We start from the raw sequence: 13,518 nt of genomic DNA on the forward strand, positions 1-13,518 counted from the left end.
CACAGCCGTCAGACGTCGCAGGTCAGCCCACGGCGCCTACGACAGCTTCGGCGAGCTCCTCCAAGGACAGTCGGGGCGCCACCACCACCTGGTCTGCTGCGTCGTGCTGGGCGGTGCCCGCGACGACCAGGCAGGCGCGCTCCCACGGCCGCTGCTGCTCGAGGAAGGGCACCTCGTGGGCCATCCACTCGTGCCAGAAGGCCGCGGCCTCGTCCGCATCGCCGTTGGTGCCCTCGGCGACGTCTCGGGCGATGCCGCGACGCTCGGCCTCGACGACGTCGGTCTGCACCCAGATGACGGCGTCGACCAGGTCCGCCAGCTCGCGACGGCCGGCCCCGACGCCCTCCACGACGACGAGGTCCAGCCCGGCGGGCACCGTGAGCGCCCCTGGCCGCCCTCGCTCGACCCACGCCGGTGGCCGGTAGCGCACCGCTCGGCCCTGCCGCACGGGCTCGAGCACCTCGCTGGCCATCAGGTCCGACCAGTCGAAGAAGGAGTGGTGCCAGGCGACGTCGTCGGTGCGCACGACCGCCGAGGCCGCGACCGCCCGGTGCAGCTTCTCGGCCAGCACGGACTTCCCGCTGGCGCTGCGGCCGTCGACCGCGACGACGCGAGGGCGGCCCGTCGGCGTCCCGGCGACCTGGTCCAGGACGCCGAGGACCTCGGGCACGCCGGCCAGGCGCCACGGACCCGCGGCGGGCTCCCCGGCGGGCAAGGACATCACCGCCCCACCATGCCCCGCGACGTCGCTGCGCGGAGGCTCGTCGCCCCTCTCCGCTCCCGTAGTCGGCCCACACGACCCCCACAGGGTCCGCACAGGGGCCGGGCCGACCTTTGTGGGCATGACGAAGAGCACCCGGGCCCTGCTGGCCCCCCTGACCTCCGCCACCCGCCGCAGCGCGGCGACCGTCGTCTCCCTCGCCCTCGTGGGAGGTCTCGTCCTCGGTGGGTGCGCCGCCACCACGACGGACTCCTCCACGTCCGCGACGAGCGAGACCACCACCTCCCAGACGACCACCGAGACCTCGAGCTCCACCTCCACCACGGCGATCGACACCACCGCCACCGGCACCGCCGACGCGACGACGACCGCCCAGACCATCAGCGAGACCGCCGAGGCCGCGCAGGCCTTCCTCGACACCCTGACCGACGAGCAGCGTGAGGCGGTGCTGTACGCCTACGACGACGAGACGAAGAGCACGTCTTGGTCCAACTTCCCCGTGACCTTCGTCGAGCGCGCCGGCCTCAACCTCACCGACCTGACCGAGGAGCAGCAGGCCGCCGCCCTGGCGGTGATGGAGTCGCTGCTCAGCGAGGAGGCCTACGCGACCGTCGCGGGCATCATCGGCGGCGACCAGTACCTGCTGGAGGAGTCGAGCACCACCGAGGACAGCCTCGGGCAGTACTACATCGCCTTCTTCGGCGACCCCAGCGACAGCTCCGCCTTCACGGTCCAGTTCGGCGGGCACCACCTCGGCATCAACGCCACCCTCGACGGCGCCGCCGGCACCATCACCTTCGCGCCCACCCACCTCGGGGTGCAGCCGGCGGTGTACACGGACGCCGACGGCGAGGAGGTGCAGCCCTTCGACGGCATCTACACCGACGCGTTCGCCTTCTTCGACTCCCTCACCGCCGAGCAGCAGGCCACCCTCACCTCCGGCGAGGTGACCTCGTGCGCCCCCGGGGACACCTGCGACTTCGCCTCCGGCAGCGGGCTCACCGGCGCCGACCTCACCGACGAGCAGCGCGAGCTGCTGCTGGCGCTCATCGCCAACTGGGCCGGCATGGCCGACGAGGAGACCACAGAGGCCGCCCTCGCCGAGATCGAGGCCACCCTGGACGACACGGTCGTGGCCTGGTCGGGCGAGACGACCTACGACATGTCCACGGGCAACGGCATCAACTTCTCGATCTCCGGGCCGGACGTGTACATCTCCTTCCAGGCCCAGGGCGGCTCCGCCGGGGCCGACGTCGAGGGCGTCACCACGTCCGGGTGGGGCCACGTCCACACCATCTACCGCGACCCGGGCAACGACTACGCCGGCAGCGTCACCCAGGAGGCCGCCACCTCAGGCCCCGGTGCCGGCGGCGGCATGCCGGGCGGCGACGGCACCGCGCCCAGCGGTGGCCCCGGCGGCCAGCCGCCCACGGACACCGAGACGACGACCGGCTGACCGGCCCGCCGCCACGGCCCGGTCCGGTGACCGGGCCGTGGCGGCGCTGCCCGAGCCTCGGCGGGCACCGCAGGGTTGGTGAAGCCCCGGAACCCGGGACTGGCGGTAGGGCGGTCGCGCCGAGTCCGACGAAAGACCCGCTCCTGGACGCTGAGAGCGACACTTCGTCGGACTCGGCGCCACCCTGGTGAACCTCGAGGACCGCCGCGGGCGTCCGGGCAGCGCCGGCGAGTCCGCACGCTGCCGGGCGTCGACGGCGTCGCCTCGGAGGCCGACGTCGAGCGGGTCCGCTTCGACGAGGCGGACCGGCACGGTCGTCGAGCCATGGGACGCCCTGACCCTGTGCGACCAGAAGATGGCCGTCGTCCGCAACGCCCAGCAGCACGAGGCGGCGGCGTGCCTGGCCACGGTCGACCCGGGTCGGCGTCGCCGAGCGGATCGGCGTCACGGTCGTGCACGCCAACAGCTTCGAGACGTACGGCCCTTGGACCGACGCGGGCCAGGGCCCCCGCTACGACTCCCCTTCCCGGTAGCCACGCTGCCCGAGGACATCTGGGGCGAAGGCACATTTGTCTTCGCCGCGCAGCAGGTCGCCGGGTGCGCACCGCCGGTGGCCGGGGGCGACGTCTTCGGGCTGGCGACGGCCACCAGCAAGAACGGCCAGCCCGGGTCCGGAGTGGATTACGCCACCTGCGAGGGGCAGGTCGCCTTCCATGCCTGAGCGGCCTGCGTGGCGCCTTCCTGGACGCCCACCGCGAGGATCGCGCCGAGGCCTACGAGGCGAACACCGAGGTCGTGGAGCGGGCCGCCCGGCACCTGCGCGAAGAGGGCGTCGTCGTCATGGGGATGGACGGCTCGTCCGGCCGAGGCGTCACTCGCGGTGCTCAGCGACGAGAGCCGGTCCACCAGAGGTTAGGGGGCCGGCTCCTCTCGGTCTCGCCGCGAGGCGCCGGTGGGAGCAGGCCCGTCAGGACGGCCGATCGGCGACCGCGACCATCCCGCCGAGCCCGATCATCATGACCCCGCCCGTGGCACCGAGGCGTGGCAGACGCCTCGGGTCCTTCGTCAGCCAGACGCGCGCGGTGCCGGCGGCCAGCGCCCAGAAGCTGTCCAGGACCAGGGCCACGACGAGGAAGACGCCGCCGAGCACCACCACCTGGCTCCACACGGATCCCGCCGTGGCGGAGGTGAACTGCGGCAGGACCGCCACGAAGAAGACGACAGACTTGGGGTTGCTGAGTCCCACCAGGAAGCCCTCGCGGAGCACCTTGAGGGTAGGGACGGCCCGACTCAGTCCGAGCGCGTCCGGTTGCGAGGCACCGCTCACCACGTGCCGGTGCCGGATGGCCTGCACACCGAGGTAGACGAGGTACAGCGCCCCGACCGTCTTGAGGACGGTGAAGGCGACAACGGACTGAGCCACCAGTGCGCCGACGCCGACGGCGACCGCGAGCACCTGCGGCACCATCCCCAGGGCGTTGCCGACGACGCTGACCAGCCCGACGCGCCGCCCGGCAGCCAGCGAGCGCCCGACGACGAAGAGGACGCTCGGGCCAGGCACGGCGACGAGCACGACCGCGGCGAGGGTGAAGGCGACCAGGTTCGAGACGGGCGGCATGTCCGCATGGTGGTCCAGGTGCGACGCGCACGTCATCCGACATCTTCGAGCGGCTGACCAGAAGGCGAGACCTCGCGCGATCCTCCTGCCGGCGGACCGAGCGCGACCCGCTCCCCCTCCCACCGCTCGCGCAGCCATCGGTCGTGGCTGGCGAGGACGACGGCGCCCGGGTAGTCGGCGAGCGCGGCCTCCAGCTCCTCGGCGAGCGTCAGGGAGAGGTGGTTGGTCGGCTCGTCGAGGACCAGCAGCTCGGGCGGGTCGGCCACGAGGACGGCCAGGGCCAGCCGGCGCTGCTGACCGACCGACAAGGCCGAGACGGGCCGCCCGACGTCCCGCGCGGGCAGCAGCCCTGAGTCGGCGAGCGGACGGGCGCCGGCGCCGACGGCCCGTCGGTAGGTCTCGGCCGCGGTGAGAGCCGGCGCCTCCCACCGCACGTCCTGCGCGAGGACGCCGACGCGCAGCCCCGCAGGTGCGCGGCGGTCGCCGTCGTCCGGGGGCAGCCGCCCGGCCAGCACCTCGACGAGCGTCGACTTGCCGCAGCCGTTCGGGCCGTCGAGCAGCAGCCGCGCCCGCGGGCCGACGTGCACGCTGGTCGGCCGGAGCCGACCGGCGACGGCGACGTCCTCGAGCGTGACGAGCGTCTGCTCCCGGCGCCGGCGCGGTGGTCCGAGGCCGCGGAAGCCCAGCACCGGCGGCGGCACGGCGACCTGGGTGCGCTCGAGCTCCTCCAGCCGCGAGCGCGCCGAACGCACCCGGCGCGCCACGACCGTCGCGGCGCGGTCGGCGTAGAACTTCTTGGCCGCCCGCGCCTCGGTCTTCGGGGCGCTGGTGTGCATGACGTCGCGGGCGCCGACGGCGACCTCGTGGCGCAGCTCGGCCAGACGCTCCTGCTCGCGGGCGTGCTGCTCCTCCCAGCGCCGCCGCCCGTCGGCCTTGGAGCGCAGGACGGCCGAGTACCCACCGCGGTAGCTGGTGCCCTGCACCCCCACGACGTCGTCGCTGCCCCGGTGCGGGCCGACGACGGGGTCGAGGTCGACGACCCGGGTGGCGACGTCGTCGAGGAAGCGGCGGTCGTGGCTGGCGAAGAGCACCGGGCCGGCCCAGGTGCCGAGCTCGGCGGCGAGGAAGGTCAGCCCCTCGTCGTCGAGGTGGTTGGTCGGCTCGTCGAGCAGCAGCGCCGTCGGCCGGGCCACGAGCGCCGCGGCCAAGGACAGGCGCGTCCGCTGCCCACCGGAGACGTCGCCGACCCGTCGCGAGCGCGAGACGCCGGCGAGGCCGAGGCCGGCGAGGACCCGCTCGACGCGCGCGTCGAGCGACCACACGTCCGCGAGAGTGGCTGCGGCGAGGGCCTCGTCGTAGCGCCGCGCCGTCCGCTCGGGGTCGGCGCCGCCCCGCGTGAGCGCCTCGGCGACGTCGGCCAGCTCGCGCTCGACGCCGCGCGCGTCCTCGACGGCGTCGTCGAGCACCTCCGCCAGGGTCGCGTCGTCGGCGAAGGGCAGCACCTGCTGCACGAGGCGCAGGCGGTCCGGGCGGCGGACCGTCCCGGCGTCCGGCTCGTCGAGCCCGGCGACGACCCGCAGCAGCGTGCTCTTGCCGGCCCCGTTCTCCCCGACGAGGGCGACGCGGGCGCCGGCGGGGACGGCGAGCGAGACGTCGCGCAGGACGAGGCGGTCGGGGAAGCGCCGGTCGACGCGGTCGACGGCGAGGTGGTCAGCGGGGCGGCCGGCGCCAGGCCGGGCGGGTGCAGCGGTCATCGAGACCCTCGGGGGCGGAGACGGACTCCCGCCGGGGCCTCCGACCACCACGGAAGTGGTGGGGCCCTCGGGCGCGGGACGGTCGCGGTCTCAGCTCAGCACGCCGTCACGGTAGGCGCGGGGGCGGCGGTCCGTCGAGCGACTTCCCGGCTCGCCCGACGACGACGTCAGCCGGCGGACGGCGCGAGCAGGCGTGCCCGCAGGGCGGTCTCCTCCTCGGGACGCAGGCCGGCGCGACGCAGCGGGCCGAGCAGGTCCTCGGTGTCGAGCACGCGGGTCATCGCCGACGAGGCACCGTCGAAGCCGTGGTCGGCAAGCAGTCGACGCACCGCCGTCGCCTCGGCCGGGAGCTCGCCGCCACCCGTGGCGGCGGTACGCCGCTCGGTGGCGGCGTAGTCCGCGACGACGTCGTCGCGCCGGGCTCCGCAGACCTGCAGCACCATCGCGACGACCATGCCGGACCGGTCCCCACCACCTGCGCAGTGGACGAGCACCCCGCCCGGTCGGGCGTCGGCCACGGCGCGCACCGCCGCGAGGCACCGCTCGGGCCAGCGGCGCACGAAGCGGCCGTAGTACAGCGGGGTGCCGAGCAGGCCCGACCTCGTCCAGGCGTCGAGCTCCTCGTCGCCCGCCAGCCCGTCCTCGAGCGGGGCGGGCACGAGGTCGACGTCGGCGCTCCCCGGGTTGCTCGGGCGCCCGGCCGCCTCCTCGGTCGTCCGCAGGTCCACCACCGTCCGGACGCCGTGCGCGACCAGGCGCGACCAGCCGTCGTCGTCGACCCGCCACGGGGCCTCGGACCGCACGAGCCTGCCGGGCTGGACGACGCCGTCCTCGCACCGCACGCCCCCGAGGTCGCGCGCGTTCCAGAGGCCGGGCACGTCGAGGTCTTCCACCGGCACCGGCACGACCTCGCACGCACGCCGACCACCTCGGCGGGTGGGAAAGGCACATGACGCGGGCCCCTGCCCTCGACGAGGCTGCCTCGGTGAGCGCTGACCTCGACCTGCCCGTGGACGCCGACCGGCTCACCGCCGCAGCGGCCGCCGCCGTCGGCGAGCACGCGGACGTGGCGCTGCGCGAGCGTCTGCGCAGCTCACCGCGCACCGTCGTCGTCCGCGCCGACCTGACCGACGCCGGCGGTACCCGCCCCGTCGTGCTCAAGCTGTCCGTCGACGCCGGCGAGACGGGCGCCCGCGAGGAGGCGGCCCTGCGGCTGCTCGCCTCCCGAGGCGCAACCGGCGTCGTCGGTCTCCTCGGCGTCGGCGAGGACCTGCCGGTGCTCGTGCTGCAGGACCTCGGCGAGCACCCGACGCTCGCCGACCACCTGCTCGGGCGAGACGCCGACGCCGCGACGAGCGCCCTGACCGCCTGGGCGAGCGCCGTCGGGCGGCTCCAGGCCGCCACGCGCGACGACGCCGACGCCTTCGCCGCGGCGCTCGAGCGGGCGTCCCCGCTGGGCCCGCCCGCGCTCGACACCACCGCCGAGGACCTGCGGACGGCGGTCTCCGCCCTCGGCGAGCAGCTGCCGGCCCTCGGCGTCGACGTCCCGGGCGCCGTGGCCGAGGAGCTGCGGGGCCTCGGCGACCAGCTGGGCCGCAGCGAGGCACCGCGCGGTCTGGTCACGGGCGACACCTGCCCGGACAACGCCGTCCTCGTGCCGCCCGGCCCCGGCGCGCCCGACGGCGTGCGTCTGCTCGACCTCGAGGGGGCCCAGCACCGGCACGTCGCGTGGGAGGCCGCCTACCTGCTGCTGCCGTGGCCCTCGTGCTGGTGCAGCTGGCGGCTGCCGCCCGACGCGACGGCGACGGCGCTCGCCGCGTGGCGCGACGCCGTCGCCCCGACCGTCCCGGCGTCGTGCTCGCCGGCGGACCTGGACGCCGACCTCGACGCCGCCGTCGTGGCCTGGACGGTCGTCACCGCGTCCTGGTTCCTGCCCGCCGCCCTCGGCGACGACCCCGGCCCGTCCGACCCACGCCTGGACGGTCTCGTGCCGCGCCGTCGCGCGCTGCTGCCGCACCGCCTCGGCGTCGCCGCGCGCGCGGCGGACGGCCGGTGGCCGGTGCTGGCGTCCTGGTGCGAGCAGGTGCGGGAGGTCGCCGTCCGCGCCTGGGGCGAGCGTCCGCTCGAGCTCGCGCCGGCCTACCGCTGACGGCCGGCGCGGGGACGCCGCCACCGTCTCAGACCCGCTCCCGCCCAGCCGCGTCGACGCCCACGGGACGCCGCGGCGGCGGGACCGTCCGCGGCCTGCGCCCCTCGAGGGAGCGCGTGAAGACGTCGAAGGGCTGCGGGCGCCCCAGGTGGTAGCCCTGGAGGGTGCTGCAGCCGAGGTCGGTGAGCACCCGCGCCTGCTCGGCGCTCTCGACGCCCTCCGCGACGACCCCCATCCCGAGGGCCGCGCTCATGGCGGTGACCGCCTGGATGAGCCGCGCCCGCTCGGGCGACGTGTGCGCGGTCGCGGTGAAGGAGCGGTCCAGCTTCAGGCTCCCGGCCGGGAGCCGGTCCAGCCGGCTCAGCGCGGAGTACCCGGTGCCGAAGTCGTCGATGCTGACGTGCACCCCGAGGTCGCGCACGGCGCGCAGGGCCGTGAGCGCCGCGGGGGCGTCGGCGTCGACGACGGACTCGGTGACCTCCAGGACGAGCAGGTGGGCCGGCCACCCGGTCCGCGCGAGGACATCGCGGACCCGGTCGACGTACCCAGGCTCCACCAGCTCCAAGCCCGAGACGTTGACCCCGACCATGACGTCGGGGTGGCGGGTGCGCAGGGTGCTCATCTCCCGGCAGGCGAGCTCGAGGACGACGGCGCCGAGCCGGCCCACCAGGCCGTGCCGCTCGGCCAGGGCGACGAACTCGTCCGGAGGGACGGGCCCGCGCACCGGGTGGACCCAGCGCGCCAGCGCCTCGGCGCCGAACGGACCTGCGTCGAGGGCGGAGGCGGCGAAGAGCGGCTGGTAGTGCAGGTAGAGCTCGCCCTCGTCGAGCGCGCGCTCGAGGTCGGCGGCGAGCGCGGCCTCGTGCGACGCCGCGTCGTCCACGCCGCGGCTCGCCACGACGACGCGCGCACGGCCCTCGCGCTTGGCCCGGTACAGCGCGGCGTCGGCGCGGCGGACCAGCTCGGCGGGTGGTGCGGGTGCGACCCCGTCGTCGCCGACCGCGGTCTCGACCACACCGGCCGAGGCTGATCGGTGCGCGTCCGTCGCCAGGGGCGCCAGCAGCTCCGCCAGGTCCACGGCCCGCAGGTCGGGCGCGAGCACGGCGAACTCGTCCCCGCCGAAACGGGCGAGGGTGACGTCCGCCGGCAGCGCAGCCCGCCACGTGGTGGCGGTCGTGCCGAGCACGACGTCGCCTGCGGCGTGGCCGCCGGCGTCGTTCACGGCCTTGAAGTCGTCGAGGTCGAGCAGGGCCACGGACAGCACCCGCTCGTCGCGGCGGGCCGTGCGCAGCTGGGCCTCCAGGAGGACGTCGAAGCCGCGCCGGTTGGGCAGGCCGGTGAGGCTGTCGACGCCCGCGTCGGACGCGCGCCGGGCCAGCAGCCCGACCACGGCGGCGACGGCCAGCAGCGCGATGTCGACCGTGGCGACCACGCCCGCCGTGACGTCGCCGCGCCCCAGCAGGCTCGACGTCGCGGCGACCACGCCGACGGAGAGGTGCAGGAAGGCGGTCCGCCAGGGGAAGAAGAGGAAGGCGTCGATGACGACGAAGACGAAGGCCAGCGTCACCGCGAGAGCCCTGCTCGGGTCGGGCATGGCACCGACGGCCAGCGCCAGCATCACGGCCCCTCCGGCCGTGAGGACGTGGGTGCTCCCGCGCGGCAGGCGGTTGCGCAGGACGACGCTGGCCCCACCGAGGACGACCGCGACGAGCACCAGCACCAGGAGCGCCAGCCGACCGGGAGAGCTCGCCGGGAGGTCCAGCGCGAGGGCGAGGCCGCCCGCGCTCCCCGCGAAGAAGAAGACGGCCATGACGACGCACACCACGACGGGCTCCGACGTCATCGTGACGCGCGTCCACCTCTCCACCCCAGCGGCATCGGCGCCTCACCGCCCATCTTGAGTGCCCCGGGACAGCTGTCACCGGCCCCGCTGCGACGTGGACGGTCGCGCTCGGCCGGCCGGGCCGGCACCAGGCGCCGGCAGCACCCCGCGCTCGATGGCGGTCATGACGGCGGCGGTGCGGTCGTCGACGCCGAGCTTGCTGAAGACCCGCAGCAGGTGGGACTTCACCGTCGCCTCGCCGACGACCAGCTCGGCGGCGACCTGGCGGTTGCTCAGCCCGCGCGCGACGAGGGCGAGCACCTCGCGCTCCCGCGGGGTCAGCGGCTCCTGCGCCGGCTGCCGCACCCGCGAGACGAGCCGGGCCGCCACCGGCGGCGCGAGCACCGTCTCCCCGCGGGCGGCCCGGCGGACGGCGTCGACGAGCTCGGCGTGCGGGGAGTCCTTGAGCAGGTAGCCCGTCGCCCCGGCCTCGACGGCACGCAGGATGTCGGCGTCGGTGTCGTACGTCGTCAGCACGAGCACCTGGACGCGCGGGAGCGCCCGTCGCAGCGCCGCCGTCGCGGTGACGCCGTCCACCCGGGGCATCCGCAGGTCCATGAGCACGAGGTCGGGCTCGTGCTCGGCCGCCAGGGCGACGACGTCGCCGCCGTCGGCGGCCACCGCGACGACCTGCAGGTCGGGCTCGCCCTCCAGGAGCGCGACGAGCCCGGCGCGCACGACCGGGTGGTCGTCGACGACGACCACCCGCAGGGCGGTCCCGGGTGCTGCCCCGTCGCTCACGTCGCCCCCTCTCGGGCCAGCGGGGCCCGGACCTCGAGCACGCTGCCGCCGGTCTCCCGCGGGGCGAGGGTCACGCTGCCGCCGACCTCTCGCAGCCGGGAGGCCATGGCGTGCAGGCCGTACCCGCCGCCGGCGCCGCTGCCGGCGCGAGACCCGCCCGGCCCGCGGCCGTCGTCGACCACCCACAGCACGACCTCGTCGGCGGCCCCGTCGACCGACCTGGCCTCGACCTGCAGGACGACGTGACGGGCCGCGGCGTGCTGGCGGACGTTGCTCAGCCCCTCCTGCGCGGCCCGCAGCAGCACCACCTCGACCGGCGGCGGCAGCGGGGGCAGGTGGGCGGCGACGACGTCGACCGGGACGCCGGTCTCGTCCTCGGTCCGGGCCGCGAGCCGGCGCAGCGCTCCGGGCAGGCGGGCGCCGCCGGTGTCGTCCGGCGGTGCGCCGGGGGCGTCCGCGAGGTCCGCCGGCCGTCGCGCCTCGACGATCGCGCGGGCCTCGGCGAGGTTGTCCCGCGCCGTCGTCTCCAGGAGGGCCAGGCGCTCCTCGACCAGGGCGACGTCGTCGCGCCGCAGCGCGGCACGGGCCGCCTGGGCGAGCGTGACGGTGCTGAGGAAGCCCTGGGCGAGCGTGTCGTGGATCTCCCGGGCCACGCGCTCGCGCTCGGCGAGGACGCCGCGGGCCCGCTCGGCGGCGGCGAGGTCCGCGCGCGCCGCCTGCAGCTGCTGGACCATCTCGGCACGGCTCGCGCTCTCGGCCGTCATGCCGGTGATCCACAGCCCGAGCAGCAGCGCGACGGCGAGCTGGGCCACCGACTCCACGGCGACGTCGACGAGCGCCGGACCGGCCCAGCCTGCCTCGGTGGCCCGCGCGGCGCCGAGCGCGAGGGGCACCACCGCGGTGGCGAGCGCCGCGAGCGGGCGGGTGAGCAGCGTCCACAGCTGCGGGAAGAGCGCGAACAGCAGAGGGGTGACGAGCTGCAGGCCGCCGGCGCGCTGGACCAGCAGCAGCCCGACGACGACGCCGGCGAGGTAGCCGACGGCGAGCCCGTCCCGGTACCGGCCTCCGACGAGGCGCCACCCGAGGAGCAGGTAGGCCGCCCCCATCGCGACGACGGCCGCCAGGGCGGCAGGTCCGCCGGTGTCGTCGAGGGCGGTGAGGGCGAGGACCAGTCCTACGACGGCGAGGACGCCGAGCCAGGTGAGGTGCCAGCCGATGGCGGCGCGGTCGGTGAAGCCCGGCCGGGCGTGCGTCTCGGCGGCCGCCGCGTGCCGCTGCGGGCTCAGCCGGGCAGTGCTGGCCACGTCACCGGTCCCCGCGCCGGCGCCAGCGAAAGGTGGTGAGGCACAGCACGAGCCCGACGACCACCCACCCCGCGAGCACGAGCGCGACGAGGCCGAGGTCCCACGAGCCGCCCGCCTCCGCCGCCTCCATCGTCTCCGGCAGCAGGGCCGCGCGGAAGCCCTGCGTCATCCAGCGCAGCGGGAAGGCCGACGCCACCGCCTGCATCCAGCCGGGCAGCTCGGTGAAGACGAAGAAGACCCCGGAGACGAACTGCAGGACGAGGACGACGGGCGCGACGACGGCGGTGGCGGAGCGCGCCGACGACGGCACCGAGGAGTAGGCGATGCCGAGGAGCGTGCCGGCCGCCGAGCCGAGCACGGCGACCCACACCAGCGTCGCCCACCCGCTCACGCCGGTCGGCATCGGGACGTCGAAGACGAGCCAGGCGACGGCCAGCAGCACGGCGAGCTGCGCCGTCCCCGTCACCAGCACGAGCCCGACCTTGCCGAGGAAGAAGGCGGCGCGGGGCATCGGCGTCCCCTCCAGGCGTCGCAGCGCGCCGGTGTCGCGCTCGACCGCGATGGCGATGGCGAGGGACTGGAAGCTCGTGAGCAGCACACCCGAGGCGGCCATGCCCGCCGTGAAGTACTGCGTGAAGGTCACGCCGGGGGCGATGTCGTCGGTGAAGACGGAGCCGAAGATGACGAGGAGCAGCACCGGCAGGGCGAGGGTGAAGACGACGTCGTCGCGCGACCGCAGCATCTCCCGCAGCTCGAGCCCGGTGCGCGACAGCGAGGTCCGCCACGTCGAGGGCGGTCGCCGGGTCACCGTGGTGGCGCGCCGGTCCGTACGGACGGTCGCGGGCGTGGTGGTCACGAGGCCTCCAGCAGGGCCAGGTAGGTGTCCTCGAGCGTGGGACGGGTGACCGTCAGGCCGGGGACCTCGCCGGGCGACGGCCCGACCCCCTCCCGGCCGCGCCCGTCCCGGCCAGGAGTCTCGCCGGCGAGGCGGGCGACGAGGGCGGTGGGCTCGTGCGTCGTCTCGGTGCGCGGGCTGCCGTCGGCTGCGGTCCACCGGACGGTCGCGGGGGCGCGGTCACGTCCGGCGAGGGCGGCCGGCGTCCCGGTCGCGACGACGCGCCCGCCGGTGAGCACCGCGAGGCGGTCGGCCAGCACCTCGACCTCGTCGAGGTAGTGGGTCGTGAGCACGATCGTCGTCCCGTCGGCCGCGAGGCGCTGCACGAGGCCCCAGAACGAGCGCCGGGCCTCGGGGTCGAAACCGGTGGTCGGCTCGTCGAGGAAGAGCAGCTCGGGGTCGCCGACGATGCCGAGGGCGACGTCGAGGCGCCGCCGCCGGCCGCCGGAGAGGTCGCGGGCACGCGTGCGCAGCTCGTCGCCGAGCCCGACCTGCTCGGCGACCTCCTCGGCGCGCCGGCCCCTCGGGTAGAAGCCGGAGAAGTGGCGCACGGTCTCCAGCACGGTCAGCTCGGCGAGGTCACCGCTGCCCTGGGAGACGATGCCGAGGCGCGCCCGCCACGCCCGCGTCGGCCGGCCCGGGTCCTGGCCGAGGACGCGGACCTCGCCGGCGGTGCGGTCGCGGTAGCCCTCGAGCACCTCGACGGTCGTCGTCTTGCCCGCGCCGTTGGGCCCGAGCAGCGCGAAGACCTCTCCTGCGTGGACGTCGAGGTCGACGCCGTCGACGGCTCGGTGGCTCCCGTAGTGCTTGTGCAGGCCGCGGACGCGCACGGCGAGGTGCTCCATGCCGAGAAGTCTCGGCGCGCGAGGTGGCCGGCACCAGCACCGACCGGACGGTCTGCGCCTCCACCGGTCGGTGGAGGGCACGACCTGCGCTCCTCGCCGTGCCCGCCAGGCTCCGCACCTCGCGGTGCGGGCGGCGTCGGCCGCTCGGGCGCC

11 protein-coding genes are annotated in these 13,518 nt (G+C 76.0%); 2 read left to right on the top strand and 9 right to left on the bottom strand.

Features of this window, described 5'->3' with window-relative positions; genetic code table 11:
• Positions 1-22: 22 nt before the first annotated feature.
• Entirely contained in the window at positions 23-721 is a 699-nt protein-coding gene (locus tag WDV86_RS01505) for a uridine kinase family protein (protein WP_339565899.1), read from the bottom strand.
• 121 nt (positions 722-842) lie between these two features.
• On the opposite strand from WDV86_RS01505, the gene WDV86_RS01510 reads away from it, so the two are divergent.
• Positions 843-2,177: a DUF3500 domain-containing protein gene (locus tag WDV86_RS01510; RefSeq protein WP_339565816.1), complete on the top strand. Its 1,335-nt coding sequence runs from the start codon at positions 843-845 to the stop codon at positions 2,175-2,177.
• 967 nt (positions 2,178-3,144) lie between these two features.
• Here the strand turns inward: WDV86_RS01510 and WDV86_RS01515 are convergent.
• The 3 genes from WDV86_RS01515 to WDV86_RS01525 form a co-directional block, all read right to left on the bottom strand.
• On the bottom strand, positions 3,145-3,795 hold the full coding sequence (locus WDV86_RS01515) for a LysE family translocator (RefSeq protein WP_339565817.1): 651 nt from the start codon (positions 3,793-3,795) through the stop codon (positions 3,145-3,147).
• 32 nt (positions 3,796-3,827) lie between these two features.
• A complete protein-coding gene (locus WDV86_RS01520; RefSeq protein WP_339565818.1) occupies positions 3,828-5,549 on the bottom strand; it encodes an ABC-F family ATP-binding cassette domain-containing protein in 1,722 nt (573 codons plus the stop codon).
• Between the two features lie 167 nt (positions 5,550-5,716).
• On the bottom strand, positions 5,717-6,448 hold the full coding sequence (locus tag WDV86_RS01525) for a tyrosine-protein phosphatase (RefSeq protein ID WP_339565819.1): 732 nt from the start codon (positions 6,446-6,448) through the stop codon (positions 5,717-5,719).
• Between the two features lie 86 nt (positions 6,449-6,534).
• On the opposite strand from WDV86_RS01525, the gene WDV86_RS01530 reads away from it, so the two are divergent.
• Positions 6,535-7,698, top strand: coding sequence for a hypothetical protein (locus WDV86_RS01530; protein WP_339565820.1), 1,164 nt, complete (start codon positions 6,535-6,537; stop codon positions 7,696-7,698).
• A 28-nt stretch (positions 7,699-7,726) separates the two neighbouring features.
• On the opposite strand, the gene WDV86_RS01535 is transcribed toward WDV86_RS01530, so the two are convergent.
• The 5 genes from WDV86_RS01535 to WDV86_RS01555 all read right to left on the bottom strand — a co-directional run bounded on the left by WDV86_RS01535 (position 7,727) and on the right by WDV86_RS01555 (position 13,365).
• Positions 7,727-9,541 carry a putative bifunctional diguanylate cyclase/phosphodiesterase gene (locus WDV86_RS01535; protein ID WP_339565821.1) on the bottom strand — a complete coding sequence of 605 codons (1,815 nt, stop codon included), beginning with the start codon at positions 9,539-9,541 and terminating at the stop codon, positions 7,727-7,729.
• A gap of 75 nt (positions 9,542-9,616) precedes the next feature.
• On the bottom strand, positions 9,617-10,321 hold the full coding sequence (locus WDV86_RS01540; protein WP_339565822.1) for a response regulator transcription factor: 705 nt from the start codon (positions 10,319-10,321) through the stop codon (positions 9,617-9,619).
• On the bottom strand, positions 10,318-11,625 hold the full coding sequence (locus WDV86_RS01545) for a sensor histidine kinase (RefSeq protein ID WP_339565823.1): 1,308 nt from the start codon (positions 11,623-11,625) through the stop codon (positions 10,318-10,320). Before WDV86_RS01545 ends, WDV86_RS01540 begins: the two co-directional genes overlap by 4 nt.
• A gap of 1 nt (position 11,626) precedes the next feature.
• A complete protein-coding gene (locus tag WDV86_RS01550) occupies positions 11,627-12,481 on the bottom strand; it encodes an ABC transporter permease (RefSeq protein ID WP_339565824.1) in 855 nt (284 codons plus the stop codon).
• Entirely contained in the window at positions 12,478-13,365 is an 888-nt protein-coding gene (locus WDV86_RS01555) for an ABC transporter ATP-binding protein (RefSeq protein ID WP_339565825.1), read from the bottom strand. The genes WDV86_RS01550 and WDV86_RS01555 overlap by 4 nt, the downstream gene beginning before the upstream one ends.
• Positions 13,366-13,518 lie beyond the last annotated feature (153 nt).

This window comes from Pseudokineococcus sp. 1T1Z-3 (assembly GCF_037482365.1).
Classification (GTDB): Bacteria; Actinomycetota; Actinomycetes; order Actinomycetales; family Quadrisphaeraceae; genus Pseudokineococcus.